Annotated in this window: 21 protein-coding genes; 9 read left to right on the forward strand and 12 right to left on the reverse strand. The window is 66.1% G+C overall.

Going from position 1 to position 22,893, the window contains the following annotated elements; genetic code table 11:
* Positions 1 to 48 precede the first annotated feature (48 nt).
* Positions 49 to 1,041 carry a hypothetical protein gene (locus HQ354_RS12020; protein WP_222634722.1) on the forward strand — a complete coding sequence of 331 codons (993 nt, stop codon included), beginning with the start codon at positions 49 to 51 and terminating at the stop codon, positions 1,039 to 1,041.
* 16 nt (positions 1,042 to 1,057) lie between these two features.
* Here HQ354_RS12020 and HQ354_RS12025 read toward each other — a convergent pair whose 3' ends face one another.
* Positions 1,058 to 1,444, reverse strand: a complete 387-nt coding sequence (locus tag HQ354_RS12025) for a hypothetical protein (RefSeq protein WP_254303497.1) — start codon at positions 1,442 to 1,444, stop codon at positions 1,058 to 1,060.
* A 100-nt stretch (positions 1,445 to 1,544) separates the two neighbouring features.
* Positions 1,545 to 2,048, reverse strand: coding sequence for a low molecular weight phosphatase family protein (locus HQ354_RS12030; protein WP_084423710.1), 504 nt, complete (start codon positions 2,046 to 2,048; stop codon positions 1,545 to 1,547).
* Positions 2,049 to 2,203: 155 nt separating this feature from the next.
* Between HQ354_RS12030 and HQ354_RS12035 the strand changes: the two genes are divergently transcribed.
* Positions 2,204 to 3,547, forward strand: a complete 1,344-nt coding sequence (locus tag HQ354_RS12035) for an Hsp70 family protein (protein ID WP_068425529.1) — start codon at positions 2,204 to 2,206, stop codon at positions 3,545 to 3,547.
* A gap of 70 nt (positions 3,548 to 3,617) precedes the next feature.
* Complete coding sequence (locus HQ354_RS25900; RefSeq protein ID WP_222634723.1) at positions 3,618 to 4,589, forward strand: glycosyltransferase; 972 nt, start codon at positions 3,618 to 3,620, stop codon at positions 4,587 to 4,589.
* Between the two features lie 3 nt (positions 4,590 to 4,592).
* On the opposite strand, the gene HQ354_RS12045 is transcribed toward HQ354_RS25900, so the two are convergent.
* The gene (locus tag HQ354_RS12045; protein ID WP_068425516.1) at positions 4,593 to 5,129 is read right to left on the reverse strand and encodes a YdcF family protein; all 537 of its coding nucleotides are present in this window, start codon (positions 5,127 to 5,129) and stop codon (positions 4,593 to 4,595) included.
* A gap of 187 nt (positions 5,130 to 5,316) precedes the next feature.
* Between HQ354_RS12045 and HQ354_RS12050 the strand changes: the two genes are divergently transcribed.
* A complete protein-coding gene (locus HQ354_RS12050) occupies positions 5,317 to 6,954 on the forward strand; it encodes a DUF4832 domain-containing protein (protein ID WP_254303496.1) in 1,638 nt (545 codons plus the stop codon).
* 8 nt (positions 6,955 to 6,962) lie between these two features.
* Here HQ354_RS12050 and HQ354_RS12055 read toward each other — a convergent pair whose 3' ends face one another.
* Positions 6,963 to 7,502, reverse strand: coding sequence for a hypothetical protein (locus HQ354_RS12055; RefSeq protein WP_068425508.1), 540 nt, complete (start codon positions 7,500 to 7,502; stop codon positions 6,963 to 6,965).
* Between the two features lie 50 nt (positions 7,503 to 7,552).
* Between HQ354_RS12055 and HQ354_RS12060 the strand changes: the two genes are divergently transcribed.
* Positions 7,553 to 8,647 (forward strand): glycosyltransferase family 4 protein, encoded by a 1,095-nt coding sequence (locus tag HQ354_RS12060; protein ID WP_308115188.1) that lies wholly within the window; start codon positions 7,553 to 7,555, stop codon positions 8,645 to 8,647.
* Here the strand turns inward: HQ354_RS12060 and HQ354_RS12065 are convergent.
* The 3 genes from HQ354_RS12065 to HQ354_RS12075 all read right to left on the reverse strand — a co-directional run bounded on the left by HQ354_RS12065 (position 8,564) and on the right by HQ354_RS12075 (position 13,268).
* Entirely contained in the window at positions 8,564 to 9,655 is a 1,092-nt protein-coding gene (locus tag HQ354_RS12065; RefSeq protein WP_167675191.1) for a glycosyltransferase family 4 protein, read from the reverse strand. The genes HQ354_RS12060 and HQ354_RS12065 overlap by 84 nt on opposite strands.
* Positions 9,652 to 11,505 (reverse strand): glycosyltransferase, encoded by a 1,854-nt coding sequence (locus HQ354_RS12070; protein ID WP_222634743.1) that lies wholly within the window; start codon positions 11,503 to 11,505, stop codon positions 9,652 to 9,654. Before HQ354_RS12070 ends, HQ354_RS12065 begins: the two co-directional genes overlap by 4 nt.
* Positions 11,506 to 11,603: 98 nt before the next feature.
* Positions 11,604 to 13,268, reverse strand: coding sequence for a flippase (locus HQ354_RS12075; RefSeq protein ID WP_240930866.1), 1,665 nt, complete (start codon positions 13,266 to 13,268; stop codon positions 11,604 to 11,606).
* Between the two features lie 107 nt (positions 13,269 to 13,375).
* Here HQ354_RS12075 and HQ354_RS12080 point away from each other — a divergent pair, with 107 nt between their 5' ends.
* Complete coding sequence (locus tag HQ354_RS12080) at positions 13,376 to 14,443, forward strand: glycosyltransferase family 4 protein (protein ID WP_068426205.1); 1,068 nt, start codon at positions 13,376 to 13,378, stop codon at positions 14,441 to 14,443.
* On the opposite strand, the gene HQ354_RS12085 is transcribed toward HQ354_RS12080, so the two are convergent.
* A complete protein-coding gene (locus tag HQ354_RS12085) occupies positions 14,403 to 15,284 on the reverse strand; it encodes a WecB/TagA/CpsF family glycosyltransferase (protein ID WP_068425499.1) in 882 nt (293 codons plus the stop codon). The genes HQ354_RS12080 and HQ354_RS12085 overlap by 41 nt on opposite strands.
* The gene (locus HQ354_RS12090) at positions 15,281 to 15,988 is read right to left on the reverse strand and encodes a hypothetical protein (protein WP_157105287.1); all 708 of its coding nucleotides are present in this window, start codon (positions 15,986 to 15,988) and stop codon (positions 15,281 to 15,283) included. The genes HQ354_RS12085 and HQ354_RS12090 overlap by 4 nt, the downstream gene beginning before the upstream one ends.
* A 116-nt stretch (positions 15,989 to 16,104) precedes the next feature.
* Here HQ354_RS12090 and HQ354_RS12095 point away from each other — a divergent pair, with 116 nt between their 5' ends.
* The gene (locus HQ354_RS12095; protein WP_222634724.1) at positions 16,105 to 17,412 is read left to right on the forward strand and encodes a hypothetical protein; all 1,308 of its coding nucleotides are present in this window, start codon (positions 16,105 to 16,107) and stop codon (positions 17,410 to 17,412) included.
* Complete coding sequence (locus HQ354_RS25905; protein WP_222634725.1) at positions 17,409 to 18,824, forward strand: O-antigen ligase; 1,416 nt, start codon at positions 17,409 to 17,411, stop codon at positions 18,822 to 18,824. Before HQ354_RS12095 ends, HQ354_RS25905 begins: the two co-directional genes overlap by 4 nt.
* Here HQ354_RS25905 and HQ354_RS12105 read toward each other — a convergent pair.
* Both HQ354_RS12105 and HQ354_RS12110 read right to left on the reverse strand, forming a co-directional pair.
* Positions 18,763 to 20,127 (reverse strand): glutamate-1-semialdehyde 2,1-aminomutase, encoded by a 1,365-nt coding sequence (locus tag HQ354_RS12105; protein ID WP_222634726.1) that lies wholly within the window; start codon positions 20,125 to 20,127, stop codon positions 18,763 to 18,765. The genes HQ354_RS25905 and HQ354_RS12105 overlap by 62 nt on opposite strands.
* Positions 20,124 to 21,227 carry a class I SAM-dependent methyltransferase gene (locus HQ354_RS12110; RefSeq protein ID WP_167675180.1) on the reverse strand — a complete coding sequence of 368 codons (1,104 nt, stop codon included), beginning with the start codon at positions 21,225 to 21,227 and terminating at the stop codon, positions 20,124 to 20,126. The genes HQ354_RS12105 and HQ354_RS12110 overlap by 4 nt, the downstream gene beginning before the upstream one ends.
* 53 nt (positions 21,228 to 21,280) lie before the next feature.
* Between HQ354_RS12110 and HQ354_RS12115 the strand changes: the two genes are divergently transcribed.
* Positions 21,281 to 21,835, forward strand: a complete 555-nt coding sequence (locus HQ354_RS12115) for a dTDP-4-dehydrorhamnose 3,5-epimerase family protein (RefSeq protein ID WP_167675178.1) — start codon at positions 21,281 to 21,283, stop codon at positions 21,833 to 21,835.
* 24 nt (positions 21,836 to 21,859) lie between these two features.
* On the opposite strand, the gene HQ354_RS12120 is transcribed toward HQ354_RS12115, so the two are convergent.
* Complete coding sequence (locus HQ354_RS12120; protein ID WP_068425478.1) at positions 21,860 to 22,891, reverse strand: NAD(P)-dependent oxidoreductase; 1,032 nt, start codon at positions 22,889 to 22,891, stop codon at positions 21,860 to 21,862.
* Positions 22,892 to 22,893: the final 2 nt, after the last annotated feature.

A 22,893-nucleotide genomic window follows, 5' to 3' on the forward strand; every position in this document is an offset into this window, starting at 1 on the left:
CAGCAGTGCCGGGCGTGGGGGATGAATCCACGGGGGACGGCGCCGGCGATGACCCGCACGGTAGTGACTCTCCTCGGCCTGTCGTCACGGCGAGGTGAGTCGCTGGGGTGGGAGGCGACGATGAGCGCGACGGTCACTGCGGGAAGTGTTCTGGCCGACCGATATCGGCTGCTCGAGAAACGCCCGTCACCGTCGTTCGCCTCGTCCTGGCGCGCACGAGATCTCGCGACGGGCCGCGAACTCGGAGTCAAGGTCGTCCACATGGACATGGTGCGACCGAACCGTCCGCGATCCGACGCGCTGGAGAAATTCGCGACCCCGTCCGCCGTCCCGCCGCGGGTGATGGTGACCCCGCCCTATGTTCTGTTGATCGCCGATCAGCCTGCGGTGCCGATCGAAAACGTTCCCGTCGAACCCCCGGACGCACCACGAATGACGTCGCGAACGCGACTGGCGGCGGCGATCGGTGCAGTGGTCGTGCTGCTGCTGTTCGGCGGTGCAGGGTGGTTGATCTCCACCACCGTGTTCGGCCGCGGCGTACAGAGCGTCGCGGTCCCGTCGTTGTCGGCTCCTCGTGGGCCCGAGCCGTCGTCGGCCGACGTGCCGTTGCGGCCCGCGAGCGCACAGGCGTGGTCTGCCGTGCGCTACGCGGACAACGCGAACGACGCGGGCCGAGCCGTCGATTCCAATCCGGCCACACGGTGGTCGACCGACACCTACCGCAGCGCGTTCGGCGGTACCGAGCAGGGCATCGGTCTCGTCCTCGACTTCGATCGAACCGTCGACATCGACGAGATCTGGATCGCATCCGACGACGTCGGAACGGCCGTCGAGATCAGGACCGCGCCGGAGAAGGACGAGGGATTCGACGCGACCCAGGTCCTCGGCTCGGGGGTGTTGAAACCCGGTACGACGCACATCGCCCTCGATCAGGCGACCGAGACTCGCTCGGTCCTGGTATGGATTTCGGAACTCGCCCCGGCCGAGAACGGGTTCGAATCCTCGATCGGTGAGGTCGGCGCGTCCGGATCCGTCACGTAGCGCGCGACTCGGCGGCTCAGCGCCTGGGCGTCGTCGTCTCGGTGGTCGTCTCGTCCTCCGAACGATCGGCGGTGGTTCTGCGGGGACTGCGCGTCGTCGACGTGTCGTCCGTGCCGGTCGGCGCGGCCTCGGTGGTGGTCGGGGGCGTCGTGGTCGTCGTGCGCGGCTGCGTGGGCACGGCCACCTGCCAGGTGGGTGACGGCGGAACGGTGATGGCCGACGGCGTCGCCGTCACGGCGGTACTGAGGTCGGACCGCAACGCCGGTGGCGCGACCTGCTCGGCGGAATCGTCGAACGCGCCTCCGAGAGCGCCGATACCGAGTCCGACGGCTACTGCGAGTCCTGCGATTGCCACCGCAGATGTCGCGATGACCTTGTCACGCATCGTCTTGTCAGCCCTCACGCGAAGTTGCCGTCCCCTTGTCGGCGGCACCGATATCGGAACGTTACCTCAGCGGTCGGTGGTGCGCTCAGCTCGCGACGGCGTACAACCGGACAGTTCGTCAGAGGAGACGAACGATTCCGGGCAGTGCATCGGCTATCTGCTGCCCCACGCTCTCGTACACGTCGTGAGGTCTCGTGTACGGATCGGCGATGTCGGTCTCGTCGACCGAGTGTCGCGCCCGTGCGGCCGCTAGGTCGTCGAGCGACTGCGCTCCCGACTGCTCGGCGAGAGACGCTGCCTCGAGAAGAGTGAACGTCCGACGCAGTTTCCTCGGTGCCATCGCGAGCACCTCGTCTCGATGCCGGGCTGTCATCGCCAGAATGAGGTCGGCGTCGTCGGCGATGCGCGGTGAGATACGGCGTGCGACGAATCCGTCGGGTTCACCGCCGAGCTGACGCAGCACCAACGCGGCGGTCTCGTCCATGGCGTGGCCGGTCAGACCGTGGGTCCCGGCGCTCGACGCCGTCAGCTGGACACCCGCCTCGCCGGCGTAGGCCACCGCGAGGCGTTCCGCGGTCGGCGAGCGGCAGATGTTCCCGGTACAAACGAAGAGGACATGCACTGGGACAGGCTAGTGCCCCCTCTGCACTCGCTGCATCCGGCAATCGCATTCGAAGAACGGTCAGGCTACAGTGATGCCCGAGCGACGGCTTCGAGATGGGATCGTTACCAAACCGGTCGGCGAGTCCGTTCGCTGCTAACCAAGTGAGGCAGGTCATGACTGAGGTTCTCGGTGTATCGGTCGGGTCCAGTGCCGTTCGAATGGCACGGCCCGATCTGCGCCTGCACACGTCCGGGCACCGAGAGTTGGATTTCCAGAGCGATACCGTCGACGCGCACTGGGACCGCGCCGAAGAACTGGCAGCGGAGTCGATCGGCGTCGTGCTCTCCCAGAACGACGGCAGCCAGGTGGAAGCCACCGGCGTCGCGTACCGCGATCAACAGCAGTTCGGCGACATCCAGCAGGCGATGGCACGTCAGCGGTTGTACAACTATCGGTTGGTCCCCGAGGCCAGAGCCGCCCTCGCGTATCTCGACGCCTCCGGTGAAATCGGTGACTTCTCGACCATCGCCCTGTACGACCTCGGCAGCTCCGGATTGACCGTCAGTGTCGTCGATCGGGCGTCGGGCAACGTTCTGCTCGCCGAGCGCACCATCGACATCAGCGGAGACGATTTCGATCGGCTGATCTGTGACAACCAACTCGCCAAGCAGGGTGTGGATCCCCAGAACACGCTCGGTGTGCAGGAGTTCACGAGCCGCTGCCGCATCGCGAAGGAACAGCTGTCCACCAGCGGTGCCGTGTGCCTGCCCGGTGAAAGTGGCGTCATCCTGATCTCGCGTGAATCGTTCGAGGCACTGGTGACCGTCCCGATCGAGTACTCGGCACGTTTGGTGCGCGACGTCATCAGCCGTTCGCCGCAGCACGTCGACGCCCTCTTCCTGATCGGCGGCGGCGCACGCATTCCGTTGGTCGAGGCCATTCTTCGGTCGTGGACCGGATTGCCCGTCGTCACGCCGCGGGATCCGGAAGCCGTCGCGGCCAAGGGCGCTGCGCTTCTGGCGACACCGGTCGAGAACCCCGAGCCGACCGTGGCAGCTCCCGCACAGGCCCTGACCGGTGCTCCCGACTGGCTCAGCCCGGAGCCGGTGGACCGCACGGCCACGTCCAAACGGAAGATTCGCGGCGCGGCGTTGGTCGCGGGTGGACTCGCTGCCGTCGCAGCCCTCGGACTCACGCTCGGCTACGGCGGTTCGGAAGAACCGGCCAGCGCGCCGACGGAAACGGCCGACACCGTCACCGGAGTGCCGTCGACGTCGAGCTCGGCGGCGTCCACCACGACACCCGTCACGACCGTGGCACCGCCTCCCGCGACGACGGAAGCTGCGCCCGCTCCCGCTGCACCCGTCGAGACGTACGAGGCTCCGCAGTACGACGAACCCGCTCCGGCGCCTGCGCCCGCACCCGCTCCTGCACCGCTGATTCCGGGGTTGCCGCAGATTCAGCTTCCCCAGATCCAGCTGCCGCCTCCGCCCGTGTTCGAGCTGCCCAGGTTCTAGGTCATACTTCCTGTCCTAGAGCTGCGCCGTGCGTCCGACGTGCTGCGCACTCCGATTCGGGAGGATTCACGTGGATCAGCGCAGCGGGCAGGACCGACGTGTGGTGAGCAATGTCTGGTACGGCGAATCGTTGGGTGCGGACATCCTGGCCCAGCCGTCGGGCGGCTACGTCAGCGCGGTCGTGTCGGCGCTGTCCCTGCTGTCCGCGGCCGGCAGGAACGGCATCGTCGTGACGTCCGAAGGCGTGGCTCGGCCTGCAGGCATCGTCGTCCTCGCGCTGATCTGCGCGCTACGCCGCCGCCGCTCTCTCGTGATCGTCGAATTTCTGCCCGGGTTGAAGTCGGGGCTCATGGGTAGGACCGTCAGGTTTCTGTACCGGCGACTACTCCATCGGGCCGCCCGATCCATTCAGGTGATGACGCAGTGGGAACGGTCGCTGTACATCGACGAGTACAACCTCGACCCGGTGGCCGTGACGGTGGTTCCCTTCTACTTCTACGACGATTCGACGTCGCGGACCCCGACGCCGGACGCGGACCGCGTCGGTGTCTTCGCCAGCGGACGCAGCTCGTGCGACTGGAATCTCCTGATCGATGCTGCCCGCGACCGACCGTGGAATCTGACCATCGTCTGCTCGGCGGACGATCACGACGACGTCGTTCGGTCCGCCGCAGGCACCGACATCGTCGTCCGCAGCGAAGTGTCGGAAGAGGAGCACGCCGACCTGCTCGCCGCGGCGAGTGTCTACGTCATTCCGCTACAGGACCGGTCCGTCAGTGCGGGCCACGTTCGGATCATGAGCGCCGCGACTCTGGAGACGCCCGTCGTCGTCACCGATGTTCGCGGACTCGAGGGCTACAAGCATCTCGCGGCTGCGGTCGTGCCTGCCGGCGACGCCGTGGCGTTGCGCGCGGCCGTCGACCGTTTGACGAACGACCCGGTGACGCGTGAGCGGGAGCGCAGCCGGGTGCGGGACCTCGCGAGCGCGAACACACGCAGCATGTATCTCGCCGACATCGGCAAGCTGCTCGATCCCGCGTAGCGCTCAGCAGTCCTCGAGCACGGCGCGCGCATAGCCCGCGGTTTGATAGACGTACTCCCACGCCCACTCGAACACGTAACGGTCGGTGGTGCTGGGCACGTAGGTGACGTCGCCGTCCCAGCACTTGCCGATGATGTACCTGGCCCGCGAGAGGTGCGGGGTCGACGTGACGACGACGACCGACTTCCATCCCTCGCGCCCCGCGCGATCGCGGATCTCGCGAGCCTCGCCGCGCGTCGTCCCCGGTTCGGGCACGAAACATTCGACGGTGACATCGCTGCGACCGTCGCGACAGATCTCGGTCAGCCGGTCCACCGAACCGTACGGATTCGAGTACACGAGCTCGGGCGCGTACCCGTCCTCCGCGAGCTCGAGGCCGAGTTCGTCGCGATTGTCCTCCGATCCGCCGAGGACGACGATCGCGTCGGCATGCGCAGGCCGATCGGCTACCGGGTCGACGTAGACGGGATATCCGACCGCCGACGCGATGGCCACGGCGACGGCCGCGGACACGACGACGACCCGTCTCGTGGCCTTCACAGCGGCCGAGGAGCATCGGTTTCGATCACGCACCCTAATTTACCGGCATTTCTTGTACTATCGGTTTTTAGAGTGCGCCGTTCCCCCCGAGGTGCGCTGTTTCTGTACCGGTAGAAGGGCCTCATGACCGTCGACGCACGGCTCCCCGCTGTCCTGCGGAGGGCGTACGAGAATGCGACGTCCGCCGTTGTCTGACCGAAGAATGCGCGGTCGATGGCTGATTCTCGCGCCGATACTCGCGGTGGCGACTGCCCTGGTCGGAACGGTCGCGCACGAACCCGTGACCGACCATCCCGTGTTCCGTGAGATGGACGGCCCCGACGTCGTCAATCCGTTGCGCGGCCAATTCGACAACATCGGAACCGGGTTGTTCCCGCAGTCGAACGTCGGCCAGCAACACTATCCGGACTGGCCGGGTTCGAAAGATGCTGCCATCCGAGTCGATTGGCGTTCGCTCCAGCCCGTCGACCCTCGAACGCTGCCCCCCGATGCGCCGGAATCGGCGAAGTACGACTTCTCGGCGATAGACGAGGCGTTGGAGACGTACGCGGCGCAGGGGATGCGCGTCGGCCTGCGGGTGTCGTCGTACGACTCGTGCTGCGAGACGTCCCCGGAGGGCAACGTCAACATCGGCGTACCCGACTGGCTCACGACCGTGCCCGGTGCGACGGCCACCTACGAGTACGACGGCGTGCAGCAGGTCATCCCGAACTGGAACGACAACAACTACGTCGGGAACTTCGAGGCGCTCCTGGCTGCCCTCGGGCGTAAGTACGACCGAGACGAACGCCTGTCGATCTTCGAGATGTCCGGCTACGGCGACTTCAGCGAGAATCACGTTGCGTTCATGCGTGATCAGCTCGGAATGCCCGCGCCCGACGAGCAATCGAGCGAAGCGGAACTCGGTTACTACAGTCAGTACCGAGATCAGTACATCACCAAAGCCACGGTGGTCCGGTTGGTCGACGCCAATCTTCGCGCGTTCAGGAATACCCAGATGGTCACGGCCACAGGCAATCCAGAGATCGTCAAGCAGTTGCTCAGGGACAGTGCGGAGCTCGCGGGCACCGTCAAACCCGTCGGCCTTCGCTCGGACTGCCTCGGCGTCTTCTCGCCGGTACCGACCTGGGCCGGGAACCAGTACTCGAAGTACGTCGAACGCTCGGATCCCATCGTCGACGTTCTGCTCGAACGCTATTCGACGGCGCCCGTGCTGACGGAATGGTGTCAGAAGCCCGACGACATGACGTCGACCGAGTATTACGAGCGTGCGCTCTCCGACGTCATCGACCACCACGTCTCCATGACGGCGAGCAGCGGATTCCCCGACCAGTTCAACGGCGACACCATGAGCCGGGATCTCTATTCGCTGTGGTCGAGGGCGAACGTCGTGTCGGGGTACCGCTACGTCGCCGACGCCACCGCAGGTGCTCCCGACAGCGACGGAACGGTGTCGGGCACGGTCCGGTGGACCAACAAGGGCACCGCAGCAGTCCACGAGAACTGGACCGTGGAGTACCGGCTGCTCGACCCGAGCGGAGCTGTGGTGCAGACCGTTCCGTCGGCGATCGACCTGCGGACCATGACCTCACCGCAATCGTCGTCCGACACCGGTGGTGTTCCGGCTCCGACCACCGCGCAGGAGAACGTCGAATTCGACGTCTCGGGACTGTCGTCGGGTTTCTACACGGTGTCTGCAGCGGTGGTGTGGAACGAGCACAAGGCAGGTGCGACGTCGACCGTGAACTACGAACCGATGAGCCTGGCCCAGAACGGACGTGGAATGGACGGAGGCTACGGACTGGTGACGTTCGAAATTCCGTGACCGCGTGTTCAGTCGAGCATCGCGGTCCACAGGTGTCGACGAGTGCCCATGGCGTCGTCCACGTAACCGGGAACGCTTCCCTCGCAGGCGAATCCCCGTAGACGAAGTGCGCGCGACAAGCCGATGTCGTCCGGGTGGACTGCGATCGACGCCCGTCGCAGCCATGGGTCGGAGTGCCGAATGGAGTCGACAAGCGAGCCAACCGCTTCCGGTGCCACGACGTCGTAATCGTCTGTGTCGATGGTCGACACGATGGTGGCCGACGCAGTGCCGTGATCGAGAAGAGCGATGACGAACCCGACCGGAACGGTGTCCACCTCGACGGAATATCGGTAGTGCGGGCCGATGTGACCACGACCGGCCGCCTGACGCTCGGGCGGTGTCCGCACCAGCTCGAGCACGCCTGCCGTCGTGACGGCTTCCGCCTCCACGGCGCCGAAGTGCACGGACGGGCGACGGGCCTGCCTGATCCGGGTTTTCGCGAGACGAACACCGATCTGGAGCAAGCCGAACCCGAGCTCGAGGGATCCCTTGGCGGATGGGGGCATGAACCGACTCTCGAGCTGGAGGACAGGAAAAGACCAGTTAGACTATAACAGTGCAGAAATCGCTTCGTGTGCTGGTCATCGGGCCTGCTGCATCGTCACCGACCAGCCGTGGAGGGATGGCGACCGTCGTGTCGCTGATGCTGGCCAATCCGTCCGCGGACGTCCGGACGATCAGCATCGCCACCTACGTCGATTCCACCCGAGCTCGCAAACTGTGGGTCGGTGTGACCGGCATGCTGCGCGCGTCGTGGACGATCGCGCGTCGTCGTACCGACGTGGTGCACGTCCATCTCGCCCACGGCGGCAGCGTTCTTCGTAAATGCTTGCCCATGGCGGTGGCTCGACGCGTCGGCGTTCCCGTCGTCGTGCATGCACACAGCTACGATTTCGCCGGGTGGTTCGACGGATTGCCCTCGGCGGGGCGATCTTTCGTTCGACGCGCGTTGACCGCGGACCGGTGGCTGGTACTCGGTAGCGCTCTCGCCGACGAATACGCGGAGCGCATCGAGCTGGACCGTCGTGCGGTGACGGTACTGCACAATCCGGTTCGGCTACCGGAAGTGGTTGCCTCGCAGACCGATACGGACACCGTACGCATCGTGACGCTGGGAAGGCTCGGGCAGCGCAAGGGATCGTTCGACCTGGTCGACGCGGTGGCGTCGCTACCCGAGGACGTTCGACGACGCACGTCGGTGACGATGTGCGGCGACGGTGACGTCGACGAGGTACGAGAAGCCGTGCGTCGTCACGGAATCGGCGACGTGGTGACCGTCGCGGGATGGATGTCGCCCGAGCAGTGCTCCGACATCCTGTCGCGATCGCACGTGTTCGCGTTGCCGAGCTACAGCGAAGGCCTGCCGATGGCGCTGCTCGAGGCGATGTCGCACGGCCTGGCTCCGGTGTGCACCCCGGCGGGTAGCGTCGGCGAAGTGGTCACGGACGACGTCGACGCGCTCGTCGTGACCCCAGGAGACGTTCCCGCACTGTCGAAGTCGATCCGACGCGTCGTCGAGGACGGTGATGCGCGACGCCGCATCGCCGCCGGGGCGCGGGCCACCGCGTCAGAGTTCGACGTCGACGCCTGGTACGCGCGGCTGGACGAGATCTGGCGCGACACCTGCCGTCGCCGCGAGCAGCGCATGTAGACGCGTACCGGCGACGGCGGAGGAGAACTGCGTGTCGTAGTGCTTCCGCGCAGCGGATCCGGATCGAAAGGCAGTGTCGGAGTCTGCAACTCGATCGAGTTCGTCGACGAGCGCGTCCACGTCGTCGATTCCTATCACCGGTTCGCCCGGAGTCTGGAACTCGGGTAGCGCGCCCTGGTCGCTGACGATCGTCGCGACACCGAGCTGCATGCACAACACCTGAACACCGCTCTGCGACGCCCGACGGTAGTGCACGAGAGATGCTTTCGCGCGCGAGATCGCGCCGAGTTCGTCGTCGTACCGGAACGGTTCGTTGCGGTGAATCGTGTGCGGGGGCAGCGGGACCCCGGTCTCGCCTTTGCCGATGACGACGAGATCGTCTCCACGCCAGCCCGGTCCACCGACATGGCGTCGCCACGCCTCGAGCACGACCTCGATGTTCTTGTACGAGTTGATGCGTCCCAGCAGAACGACGTCCCGACGCGCATCCGCGGGAACGACCGTCGAGACGCGTGTGTCTTCGACGTCGCTCGTCAACGGGATGACATGGACCGGTGTGCCTGCGCCCGGAACCCGCCCGTGGCGTACCGCGTCGGCAACGTAGTCGCTGAACGCTATCGTCGCAGCGGAGCGTCCGCCCCACCGGTCGAAGATCGCACGCTCCCAGGCCGGTCGATTCTCGGACGCATCGTGCGGTCGGTCGTCGTGGATCAACTGCACGCGAGGGGCGAGAGCGCCGAACGCCGTCCAGCGCGGATCACGCACGAGCTCGGTGACGACGACGTCGGGTGCGAATGCGCGCGCGGCCTGCAGGGCACGCAGGAACGGCGCCCAACTCGACGGCTGTTTGACACGCGCGTCGAGCACGATCTCGTACGGGCGGGCCGCGTCGGACTCCGGGTGTTGGTCGGTGGTGACCAGCATGACGTCGTCGCCCTGGGCGCGCAACGCTTCCACGTGTATACGGGCCAGCGGCCGCATCCACGGGGACAGCCACAGTACCTTCATCGAGAACCCTCCGACAGCACGGCGTCGAACGCTTCCTCGTAGGCGTCGGCCATCGATTCGATCGTGTACTCCGATCTCATACGGTCGTACCCGGCGAGACCGAGTGCAGGCCACGTCGACGTGTCGCCGAGTAGGTCCGCCAGAGTCCGACGCCACGCGTCGACGGTGATCGGTTCGACGAGGCGGCCTGCCTTGCCGTGATCGAGCATGTCGGGAACCGCGCACACCGACGACGCGACGACCGGGATGCGACGCGCCATCGCCTCCAGGATCACCATCGGAAACGCCTCCGACCGACTGGGGACACACAGAAGATCGGCGTCGGCGAGCGCATGCTGTGGCCCGGGAGACCAACCGCGCCACCGAATTCGATCGCCCAGATCCGCCGGGGTGAGTGCTTCGAGCCGCTCGCGATCCGGTCCGTCGCCGTAGATCGACAGTTCCCACGGCAGATGACGCAACCCGTCGAGCGCCTCGACGAGCAGGTGAGGATTCTTGTGTTCGAGAATGCGCGAGAGCAAGACGAGGTGCGGGACGTCGGCGATCGGGCGTCGCGGTTCCTCGGCGGGAAGAGACCGATCGGAGACCACGCCGTTGGGTGCGACGAACACGCGGTCGCCGAGATCCTGGTGTGCGGTGGCCTGATCCCAGTGCCCTCTCGACAATGCGACGAAGCCGTCGGCGCGCGTCATCGCACGTGCCAGCGGAGTCGAGTACGTGGGGCCACCCAGTTCCGGCGGAATGTGTGCCGCCGCCAACCACTTTCGATGTCTGCCCGCCGCGCGCCACAGGCTCGCGAACCCGACCTCGGTGTTGGTGTCACCACTGACGACGATCGCATCCCTGCTCGCCGTGTCGATCATCGGTGCCCACCAGGGTTGGCGCACCACCCGCACCGTGTGCGGAATCTCGGCCACGAGGGGTCCGAACCGCTGCATCGCGGCGATCGTGACGTCGTATCCCCGTCGGTGCAGCTCGGTCGCCAGCAGTACGTGATGGCGTTCGGCGCCGCCGTAGACGAGCCGATTGATCGTGAACACGATGGAGGGCCGAGTGAGCGCACGGGTACGTTTCCTGGCTGCTCGACGCGAACGCTGCACGCGGTCGAGCAGGGAGGTGCCGGCGAGATAGATGTCCGCGCTGTGAACCCCGCGTCGGTGCTCGAGGCCGAGAGCGACGTTGGCGCGCAACAGCTCAGCCGATCGTGACGTGCCCTGCTCGTCGCCGGCGACCGTGCCTGCGCCCGAGTGCGCGATCGCGGTCTCGTCGACGAGCCGAATCGTCCACCCCGCGGCCCGAGCGCGTTGCTGCCAGTCGAACTCCTCGCCGTACAGGAAGAATTCCTCGTCGAAACCGCCGACGGAGTCCCACGCGTCGCGATCGATGGCGAGGCACGCACCCGTCAGGTAGCCGTCCACGTCGCCCGGTGCCGACGCGTACAGGTCCGACAGCGGTGTGCCCCGGAGCCTTTCGGCGTAGCCGGCCTTGGACACGAGAGACCGTACGACACCGGAATCGCGGTGCGCGACATCCCAACTACGATGACGGCCGGTGCGTTCGGAGTGGAACCTCTCCCCGTTGGGGACGACCATGGGCGCGGCCGCGGCCACTCCGTCGCGGTGCAGTGCGGCCAGGGTGCGGTCGAGCGGTGCGAGAACCTCGGCGTCCGGATTCAGCAGCAGCAGATGGTCGTTCGGAGCTTCTGCGGCGAGTGCGTTGACCGCTGCCGCGAAGCCCTTGTTGGTGCCGTCGCCGAACCAACGCGACGTCGGGTGGCTGCGTCGGACGTCGTCCATGCCCGGGTAGTCCGGGCCGGAGTTGTCCCACACCAGAACGGAATCGGACGGCATGTGCTTGTCGAGAGAGTCGAGGCACGTCCGGAGTTGCTCGGGGCTACGGTAGGCGACGATCAGGACGCTCACCGAGCGCTCGTCGTTGCTGGGCCGGGTCACGGCGTGGTCCTTCCTCGGTCGGTCGCTGTGGGAACGTCGATGGGTTCGTCCTCCGGATCACCTTCGGTGTCCAGCAGGGTCTTCAGATTCCCGATCTTGGCAGGCCCGAAGATCAAGTTCGCCGCCGCGTAGACGACCACGGCCACGACTCCGGAGATCACGAGCGGAAGGTCCTGCACGAAGTAGACGGCGACGCCCGTGACGGTCAGGGGTAGAAGCACCTTGGCCATGTACTTGACCGGCGTCCGGTACGGGCTCTTGCGATGCAGTCGCCAGGTCACGACGACGAGGCCGCTGAGTTCGGCGAACAACAGCGCGGCGCTGGCGCCGATGGCACCGAACGTCGGAATGAGCGCGATGTTCAGACCGATGTTGACGACCAGGTTGACGACGTTGAGCCGCAACAGGAACACCTGATCGTGCGCCGCGAACAACGCCTGACTGAGGACGCCGTTCATGAAGGTGACCGCTACCGCGCAGAAGAGCAGAGCCAGGGTCGGCCGTCCGTCGGACACGAATTCGTCCGACCCCATGGTCGCGACGATCGGGCCCGCCAGCATGATTCCGACCAGACCGATCGGAAGTGCCACGAGCGACAGGGTTTCGACGCTGCGCTCGACGAAATCGGCGAAGCCCTTCTTGTCGACGGCGAACTTTCGTGTCATCGACGACAGCGTCGACGACAGGAAGAATTGCGAGATGACCGACGTCGTGAAGGCGACCGTGTACGCGAGGCCGTAGACACCGACCTGGGCAGGGGTGCTCAACAGACTGAGCAGGACCGCGTCGGTGCGCCAGTACAGCACGCCGATGATCAGGACACCCGTCTGCGGGAGGCTTTCGACGACGAGACCGAGACTCTCCCGCCACGAGAAGATCGGCCAGAACGGAATCATCTTGCCCGCGGCCCAGAACTGGACGACGAGTTGCACGACGAGAGGAACCACCTGCGCGGACGCGAACCACACCAGGGGAGCATCGATCTGGATCATCACGAGCGTCGCGGCCAGCGATGCGATACGTCCCACGAGGTCCGACACCGCCACCGCGGTGAAGTTCACCTTCGTGACGAAAATCGGTTGGACGCAGGTCAATACGGTCGACACCGTCAGCGTCGTCGACATGATGATCAGCATCGCGCGTACTTCGGCGTCGCCCTGGTAGATCAACAGACCCGACGCCATGGTGATCAATGACAGTGGGACGCAGTACACCAACGACAGACCGGTGTTGATGCGTATCAGTCGTTGCAGGTCACCTTTGCCGGACGTCACGCGTCGCACGATCACCGAGCCGATTCCGAGTTCGGTGAAACTCGTCCACAGACCGACGAACACGATGGCCGTCGTCAAGTGGCCGTACGACGTCGGGCCGAGATGGCGGGTCGTGATGGCGACGGTGAAGACCGAAGCGATCATTCCGACGACACGGAAGATCAGCTGTGTTCCGAAGGCCTGCGCGATCTTTCCGGTCGACACCTCGTCGTCGCTGCTCTCGGGCGGACTCGGCTGCGGAGCGGGAGCAGTGTCGACTATTCGGTCGAATCGTATGGTGGATTGCTCCGGAAACTGCCAGAATGCCTCTCGTGCGGCCATTTCCTGCGCACGCTTCGACGGGTCACGGTGCGCCGTGGCCTCCGGAAGGTGATAGGCGAGTTTCATGCCGTCACCCGTTTCAGAACCGATCGCGCCGCACCGCAATCGAACGCAGAGACTACTGTGGCGGGATGGTCGATCGAGTCCACTTTCGGGGAGAGGACGTTTCGAGCATGCGGGCTCATGTTCCGCTGGCGGGGATGCTGTCGGCTACGCAATGGCGTCGTCGTTACGACGCGGGGGAAGTTCCGGACGCAACCCCGTACGGTCTGCACAAACTGGCCGAGAACGGTATCGAGACCACGTTCGGCACTGCGGAACTCGGACGCGCGCGATCCAGAGTCGGTGCGTCCGTGAGATATCGAGTGGACGGGCTCGAGCTCGTCGAAGCACTGGGGGAGCGCAAGAACTACACGAGAAACAAGACCGACGCCGTGCTGTGTTACGACGAGCGCACCGGCATTCCGGCGGCGCTGCTCGCCGAGACGTCGCGCAGATACGCGCCCGTCGTGTCCGGCATCGGTTGGATCACACACAGATCCGCGCCGTACCCGAAGTGGAACGGACTGTTCGCGCACGCCCTCGCGAAGACTCCGGCGTTGTGGTCGCAGAGCCGTCCCGTTCTCGACACGCTGCACCACGAATGGGGCGTCGAGAAAGAAAGACTTCACTTCGTGCCTCTCGGAATCGATGCCGATTTCTACGGTGTCCAGACCGAACCACCTGTGCCCGGACGCATCATGAGTGCAGGCGAGGACCGTTTCCGTGATCACGCCCTGCTCGTCGACGCGGTAGCCACCGTCCGGCGTTCGGTGCCCGAGGCGTTCCTCGAACTGGCCACCGGGCTGCCCGTCGACGTGCCGGAGCACCTCGGCACCGTGCACACCGAACGCCTCGACGGCCGGATGCGAAATCTGTACCAGCGCGCGAGCGTCGTCGCGCTCGCGCTCCGACCGACCATCTCCGGGTCGGGGCTGACGGTGGTGCTCGAAGCGATGGCGAGTGGACGGCCGGTCGTCGTCACCGACAATCCCGGGATGAGCGATTACGTCGAGGACGGCGTGACCGGCGTGCTCGTCCCGGGTGGCGACGTCGATGCTCTGGCCGATGCCATCGCTCGACTGCTCGCCGACCCGGATCGGGCCGCGGCGATGGGTCATGCCGCGGCGGCCCGGGTGCGTTCGCAGTTCACGTCGAGCGTCATGGCATACCACCTAGCGCAGATCGTTCGGTCGGTGTAGCGACGTCGGCCCGGCGGAAGAGGGGCGAGTCGTCGACTACCTCGATGTGTGCGTGTCGAAGCTGCATCAAAGCACGCGGGCCCTCGAGAAGATAGCGACGTGACAGACGTCTCGGCTCGGTGACCAGCCGGTAGAACCATTCGAGACCGTTCTCCTGGAAGAACCGAGGTGCGCGCTGTGACTCGCCGGCGAGGAAGTCGGCTGCAGCTCCGAACGCGAGAAGCAGCCGGGCTCCCGTTGCGAGACCGTACGTGTCGATCCACTGCTCCTGGCGTGGCTTGCCGAGCCCGACGACCAGAATGTCGACGCCGGCAGCCGAGATCTGCGCGGCGATACGCGACGACTGTGCCGGATCGGCGAGTTCTCCCGCCGACGGCGACCAGAAGCCGGCGACGTTCAGATCGGGGTGGCTGCGGCGCAACACGAACCGCAGACGCTCGTGCATGCGGGAGGTACCGCCCAGGATGCCGACGGTACGACCCTCGGCCGACGCCATGTCGACGATGGCGGGCAGCAGGTCGGATCCGGTCACCCGCGACCACGAGCGTCCGGTCAACTTCTCCGCTTGATTGACGATCGGCGCGCCGTCGGCGAGGAACGCCCATGCCAGGTCGTCGCGCTCGGTGTCGATGTGGTCGACCGAGTGGGGCATCGGGCGAAAGTGGTGAATGTGATCGAGGTTGACCGACCCCAGGGCGAGTGGGATGTGGCCGGGGTCCGCCAAACGACGGGTCACCGCCTCGACGACCTCGTCGAACGTGCACAACTCCACCGGGGTGCCGCCCGCCACCAGGCGGACCGTGGATCCGTTGCGGTCGTCGTCGTATCTGTCGATGCTCATGCGTTCTCCATCAGTTCTTGGAGGCGGATCCGGTTACGCGAGGTGTTCTCGCACACCCACAGGTTGTGGTCGGTGGGGCTGCCGTCGTAGTTCCGTTGCCGTCGCAGCCTGGCGGTCTTCTCGAATCCGGCCAGGCCCAAACCCTTTGCCGGACGGGGGTTGTCGACAGCGACGGGGGCAATGACCCAGCGCAACGGATTCGCGCGAGTGAAGGCCTCCAGTACGACGACGTGTCCTGCCCAGCCCGTGACTTCGGACTGATGGACACTGGGCGTGCACCACACACTCAGTTCTCCGGCCTGCGACAGGCCGTCGACGCGGGAGATGTTCACCTCACCGGCAACCCGCGGACCGGCGGCGTCGGTGTGTGACGATTCGAACAAGAGGTGGGGAAAAGAAAGTCCTCGTCGTGACAACCGACGGTCGGTCACGTACTTCTCGATCCAGGCGGCCGGTGTGTTCAACTCGGCCCAGGTGCGACCGGCCTCACCGAAAGCCGGGGCCAGGAAACGGGAGTGGTCGATGCGCGTCGCGCGCCACCGTTCGAAGTCTCCGAACCGAGGGACGCGAAGGCTGAAAGTGCTGGTACCGAACCTGCGAGTCAGTGCTTTTCGATCGATCTCTCCCGTGTGCGCGGCGTGTGAACGGATCCCCGACTGTTGATACCCGACCAAAGGTATGTTTTGGGCGTGGTTAACGGTCATGCACACAGGATACAGACCAGTCGCACTACTGCATATCCGGTTTGAGAGGCAAATACCGTCTCGGACTGGTATCAATGGAGCTGTAACATTCCACAATCACGATCGAAAGCAGAGATGTGAACGTCGACGAATTGGTGAGAGCCACGCTCCGCCGCAAAGTGGCATGTCTCGTCGTACTGCTGTGTGCCGTCGCGGCCGGCACGTACGGAGTCATGTCGTCGACCGACACGTACGAGTCCTCGGCGGTGGCGGTGGTCTATCCGCCCGGAGCAGGCGATATCGACGCCAAGCTGAACCCCTTCGTCAACCTGAACGACAACATGGGGCAGCTCGCGGCCGTCGCGGCCACGTTGCTGCAGTCGCCCGCCGCGGTGGCGCTCGTCGAAGAGGCCGGCGCCTCCGGCGAATACACCGTCACGTCGACGCTCGGAGACACCGCTTCCGCGCTGCGTCTGTCGCCTCAGCTGATGATCACCACCAGCGGACCCACCCCGGAAGCGGCGCAGGCGGGCGCCCAGGCGTTGCTCGACTATTCGTCCACTGCGCTCGCGCAACTGCAGGTACAGACGGGTGTGCGACCCAATACCGAAGCGTCCATCACGGCCGCCGTCATGCCCGAGCCGGGAGCACTCGTCGCGGCCAGTCCCCTCAAGGCCGCGGGCTCGTACGCGTTGGCGGTGCTCGTCGTCGGACTGCTCGGCATCGTCACCGTCGGCACGATCCTCGACCGCCGCAAGCCGAAACGCGAGGCGCAGTCCGCGGTTCCGGTGGCCGACGAGACGATCCCCGAGGCGACGGCGCCCGAGACACCTGCGCGTCGCGCAACGGTCGTCAGCGCATCGAAGTCTGTGACGGCTCACAACCCTCGGCGTGTCGCGGAACCCGCTCCGGCCCAGCCGGTTCGATCCGAATCGATCGACGACGCGTCCGAAGTCGACGAACCGACGGTCTCGGTCGTCGCCGAGTCGCGTGAAACCGAGGCCGACGACGCGGACACCGCGGCGTTCCCCGCTCAGGTCGATGCCTGGTCGGCGTTCGGTAGTGCCACGGCCGCCGAGCCGGCCAAGAACGAACCGAGGAAGACCGAGTCGACGTCCGACGACGCCAAGCCTCAGCGAGACCGTGTGTCGGTCAGGCCTCCCGGACGTGTTCATTCGACGGCCGCGCCGAAGCCGCCGGACTCGTCGAGCTACCAAGATTTCGATCCGTTCAACGTGTCGACTCCCCGAGATCCGAGGGTCGGCGAACAGCGGCAGACGGACTCGACCGATGGTTTTCCGGCGCGCACGACGACACCGGTTCGTGAGATCGAGCACGAGATCGACGACTACTACGGTGTCGAGGAGCGTGTGCACGTGCCGATTCGGTCGGGTCATCACGACTACCCGCGGTCGTCGATCAGCGGAGGCGGTCCGCGGCGGTGACCGTCGACCTTCCGGGACGGCAGATCCGGTTCGGTGCGCACGCGATACCGATCGGCGCTGCCGTCGTCGTCATGGGTTCGGTGCTGCTGCTCGGTATGCGGCAGTCGTTCACCGTTCCCGGCGCCCTCGGCTTCAGCCCGGCGTCGCTGGTCTTCTTCGGGTGCGGCCTCCTGTGGGTGCTGACGCGTATCGTCGGCCAGCGGTCGCGGGCCGAGCTCGGAATCCTTTCCGCTGCAGTCGTTCTGTACGCCGTGGCCAGCCTCCTGTCGTTCGCGTCGCTCGCCTCGAAGCCGACGGAGCCTGCGGTGCTGGCGAGTTCGCAGACCAACTTGATCACCGAGTTCGCGCTCGTCAGCGTGTTCTTCTTCATCGTCACGGTCATCCGGACACGCGAGGCCCTGGAATGGGTCGCGAAGGGTCTGGTCATCGGCGGCGCGATCAGCGCGACGTTCGGAATCATCCAGTACGGCACCGGAATGGACCTCGCGGCGATGCTGAAGCCGCCGCTGCTGAAAGACCACGGCTCGGTCCTCAGCGAAGCGCTCATGCGGGAAGGCTTCGCTCGTCCGCAAGGAAGCGCCGGTCACCCGCTGGAACTCAGCGCGATTCTGACGGTACTCGTACCGATCGCGCTGGGTGTCGTGTATTCCGCACGCGCGCAGGGACGTCGGTCGTGGCACTGGGCGGCACTCGCGGTCGTCCTCGTCGGTGGGGCAGCGTTGACGTTGTCTCGCTCGGCCGTCGTCGGCCTCGGTGTGGCGGTGCTGTTCATGGCGTGGACATGGCCGGTGCGACGCGTACTGGCGCTCGTCGGCATCGTCGGCGTCCCGTTGGTCGTCGCCTACGTGACCGACTCGAAGCTGCTCAACGCGTTCGTGCAGATCTTCGCGACGAGCGGTACCGACTCCTCACTGCAGTCTCGTGACCGCGGCCGCGCCTACGTGCTCGAGCACTTCTCCGACCACCTGTGGTTCGGGGAAGGCACCGCGACGTACTCCGCGCGCGGCTATCCCGTCCTGGACAACCAGTATCTCGGCAGGCTCATGGAGGCCGGCGTGATCGGCGTGCTCGCGTTCGTTCTGTTGCTCGGAGCTGGATTCGGCGCCGCACTTGTCGCGTCACGACGGTTCTCGCAGCGAGCCGCACGATCCGGGAATCGCGCCGACGCAGGCATGTTCGAGCTGACCCGGGGCATCGCGGCCGCCATCGCTGCCGTCGCCGTGATCGCGATCATCCTCGACATCTCCGGATTCGCCCAGATCTGGCTGCTCATGTGGATCTTCATGGCGCTCGCCGGCTCGGCGTTCCACATCGTCCGCGCCGAGGACCGCAACGAGGCTTTCGGTCCGATCACCACGCCCGACGCGGATCGGCCAGCGACCGAAGAGCCGGAGCCACAGGCCGTCCGATGAGCAGACCGTCGGTGGTACCGGCCTCGATTGCTTTGCTGTAGGCGACCATTGCGGCCTCGCATGCCGCGATCGTGTGGTCGACGTCGGCCTCGGTGTGCGCCGCCGAGATCACGAACGACTGTCCGAGAACGCCACACGTCAACAATTCCTGGAGGAACAGGGTCCGATATGCCTGCGACGGAACACCATCGGCGTCGCGGGTGACAAACACCTCGCACGACGGCCGTCCGATGACCTGCAGGTAGTCCGACAGTCCGGCACGGCCGGCAGCGTCGTTGACGCCGTCGGCGAGTGCGGTGCCCCTCGCCTCCATCACGGCCACGGGGTCCTGATCGCGATAGGTCTGGAACACCGCCTTCATCGCGGCGAGTGACGTTGTCTCGGGTCCGTACGTCGTCGACATCAGGAACGCACGCGGCAGGTCGGTGCGTAAACCGCCGCGCTCCATGTACTCTCGCTTGCCTGCCAGGGCGGACACGGCGAACCCGTTGCCCATCGCCTTCCCCCACGACGACAGATCCGGCGTGACGCCGTACACCGACTGGGCGCCGCCGGTGGCCCAGCGGAACCCGGTGATGATCTCGTCGAACAGCAGCAGTGCGCCTTCGTCGTCGCACAGTGCACGGACGCCCTCGAGGAAACCCGGTTCGGGTTCTGCGGTACCCGTCGCGGCCTCCATGACCACGCACGCGATCCGTCCCGGATGTGCGTCGAAGAGCGCACGCAGCGAATCGAGGTCGTTGTACGAGAACGGCAGCGTCAGATCGCGATACGCCGACGGGATGCCTGCATTCATCTCGGTCGTACCGATGAACCAGTCGTCGGTGGAGAAGAACGGCTGACGGCACACCGCGACGAAGTCCCTGCCGGTGTGCGCGCGAGCAAGTTTGACGCCGGCCGAGGTCGCGTCGGATCCGTTCTTGCCGAACTTGACCATCTCTGCAGTCGGCACCAGATCCAGGAACGACTCGGCCACCTCGGCTTCCAGCACCGTGGGCCTGCTGAAGTTGTGGCCCCGGCGCGCGGCCTCGGTGACGGCGTCGACGACGGGCGGGTACGCGTGCCCCAGGGTGACCGAGCGAAGACCCATGCCGTATTCGACGTAGCAGTTGCCGTCGAGATCCCACACGTGTGCAGCCGATCCCGATTCGAGAACCGGGGCCATGTCGTCGGGGTACTGGTCGGCGCCGCGTGCATACGTGTGCGCGCCGCCGGGGATGACGTCGTGCAGACGCGACTGAGCCGCAATCGATTTCGCGAATCCGCGATGACTGTGCAATGACGGCGATTCGCTGACGTTCATCGAGTGCCCTCCCGTATGTCGGTGCCGTGCAGCCACCATCGCCCGCGCAGCTCGGGAATCGACGCGTCGAGTTCGCCGAGCAGGTCGGGCAGCGTCAGCAACACGACGTCGGGCTGTGCCGCAACCAGTTCCGCGGGAGAGATGATCGGAATGTCGGTGCCGGGCATGCGTCGACCCTGCTTCGACGGGGACGCGTCGGCGACGCCGGCAAGCAGCGACCGCGTCAACCCTGCCATCGCGAACAGCGCGACCGCGCGGGATGCGGCACCGTACGCGAACACGACCTTGCCCGCACTCTTCAGCTCGACGAGCGAATCGTGCAGCATCGTCCGGTCTGTCTCCGCGGCACTGTGCAGCGCGCCGACGGTTTCCGCGTCGTCGATACCCGCTGCACGCTCAACATCCAGAATCTCGCGGACCGACGCGTCGGGAACGCCGGTTCGGGTGGCTGCCAGCAGGATGGTGCCGCCGTACAGCTCGAACGTCCACGCGGACCTCGCGACGAGGCCGACGCCCGCGAGCAGGTGCGTCAGCGACGTCAGCGAGTAGTACGCGAAGTGTCCGTGGCGCAACGCGTTCCATTGCCCTTCTCGCACGATCGCAGACAGCGTGTGGAACTGGATCAGCAGCACTCCGTCCTCGGCCAAAGACGCTGCGCGCACGGCGAACGCGTCGGCCTGGTCGGGTTCGTGCATGATGCCGAAGCAATCGAGCACGACGTCCGCCCGTTGCCCGGGCGCCACCTCGTCGACGCCGCGGTCCGACAACAGAGGGAGCCACGTTCCGCCGTGCGGGCTGCCGAACTCGCGAACGGTACTGCCGCGCAGCCATCCCGAACCGGCAACCACTGCAACGGCCTCCGCGGCCTGATCCGTCAGAGCCTGGGGTTCGATCCCGCGTGGTTCGTCGGCGACGGTGTCGTCGTCGGCCAACTGGGCCAGTGCGCACCTGCCGCACAACACCATTGCGAGCGGGTGGCGCGCGTCGTCGGAACCGGCGCTCGCATTTTGGGGAAACTGGTCCGCGGCGGGCACGGAGTGCAGGTCCAGGACGATATCGAGCTGATCGGAACCGCACCCGCGGCAGCGACGGCCGGTCATCGAATTCTCGCCATCGACGTGACTCGGCGCGCGAAATCGTTCATGATCGACGCATGCGAGTCGACTCCAGTGACATCGAGGGCGTTCTGCTGTTCGTCCCCCAACCGTTCCGAGACCAACGCGGTTTCTTCACAAGGACTTTCGACACCGAGATCTTCGACGCGCACGTTGCCGGCACCGAAGTATCGTCGACGAGTTTCACGCAGGACTCCCAGTCGCGTTCCGTGCGGGGAACGATCCGAGGGATGCACGGACGACTCGGCCGAGGTGAGGCGAAGCTCGTTCGATGCGCGCACGGCGCGGTGCTCGACGTGATCGTCGACGCCAGGCCCGGTTCCCCCACCTTCGGTGAGGTGCGTACGTTCCGTCTGGACGACGACACTCACGCGCACCTGTACATTCCTCCTGGCCTGCTGCACGGCTTCCAGGCGCTCACCGAGACGGCGGACGTCTGCTATCGCATCGACCGACCGCACGACCCGAGCGAGGACATCGGTGTCGCGTACGACGACGCCACCCTGGCCATCGAGTGGCCGCTCGAACCGACGGCCGTCAGCGACCGTGACCGCACCGCAGGCACGTGGAAGGATGCAATCGAACGGCTCTGACCGAAGCGAAGGGGGCACGGCCGGTCAGACTTTCGCTCGAACGAATCGCATCGATTCGTCGATACGACCGGCATCCTGCAGGGCCTTCAGCTTCTTCAGGCGGGTGAACTGGTTGTCGAAGTTCTCGCGTGTGAGACCGGCGGCGGTGTACTCGCGGTAGAGCTCCTCCGCCCCGTCGAGCACACTCCACCGCGCCTGGTATCCGGGAAGCGCCTCGCGAATCGCGGAGAAGTCGACGCGGTACGACCGTGGATCGGCTCCGTGCTCACCCGTGATGTTCAGCGTGGAACCCGGAACGGTACGCACGACGGCGTCCGCGATGTCGGCGACGGTCACGTTGTTCGACTCGATGCCGACGTTGAAGGCGCGGGTGTGGATGCGGTCCACCGGGGCGGCGAGTGCCTCCACGAATGCCGACGCGATGTCCTGGGCGTGGACGAGCGGACGCCACGGGGTGCCGTCGGACAACACCAGGACCTCGCCCGACAGGACAGCGTGGCCCACGAGGTTGTTGAGCACGATGTCGGCGCGCAGTCGCGGCGAGAACCCGAATGCCGTTGCATTGCGGAGGAATACGGGACTGAAGCTGTCGTCTGCCAGGGCTGCGACGTCGTCCTCGACGCGCACCTTGCTCTCGGCGTACGGGGTCAGCGGCTTGAGGGGCGCGCTCTCCGACACCAGGTCCTCGCCGGCGGAGCCGTAGACCGAGCAGGTCGACGCGTACAGGAACCGGGACACACCCGCTTCCTTCGCCAGACGCGCAAGGCGGACTGAGGCGAAATGGTTGATGTCGTAGGTGATCTCGGGAGCGAGGGCGCCGAGCGGGTCGTTCGACAGCGCAGCGAGGTGGACGACCGCGTCGATTCCGGCCAACTGCTCGGCCGTCACGTCGCGTAGGTCGACTGCGAGGGTCTCCGGGTCCTGAACTGGCCGTCCGAGAATCGAATCCGCGAACAGTCCCGAGTCCAATCCGGTGACGGTGTGCCCGGCCTCGACGAGCGCGGGAACCATGACCGTGCCCAGGTAGCCTTGATGTCCGGTGACCAGTACTCGCATCA

The organism is Rhodococcus sp. BP-261, assembly GCF_019835205.1.
Taxonomy (GTDB): Bacteria; Actinomycetota; Actinomycetes; order Mycobacteriales; family Mycobacteriaceae; genus Rhodococcoides; species Rhodococcoides kyotonensis_B.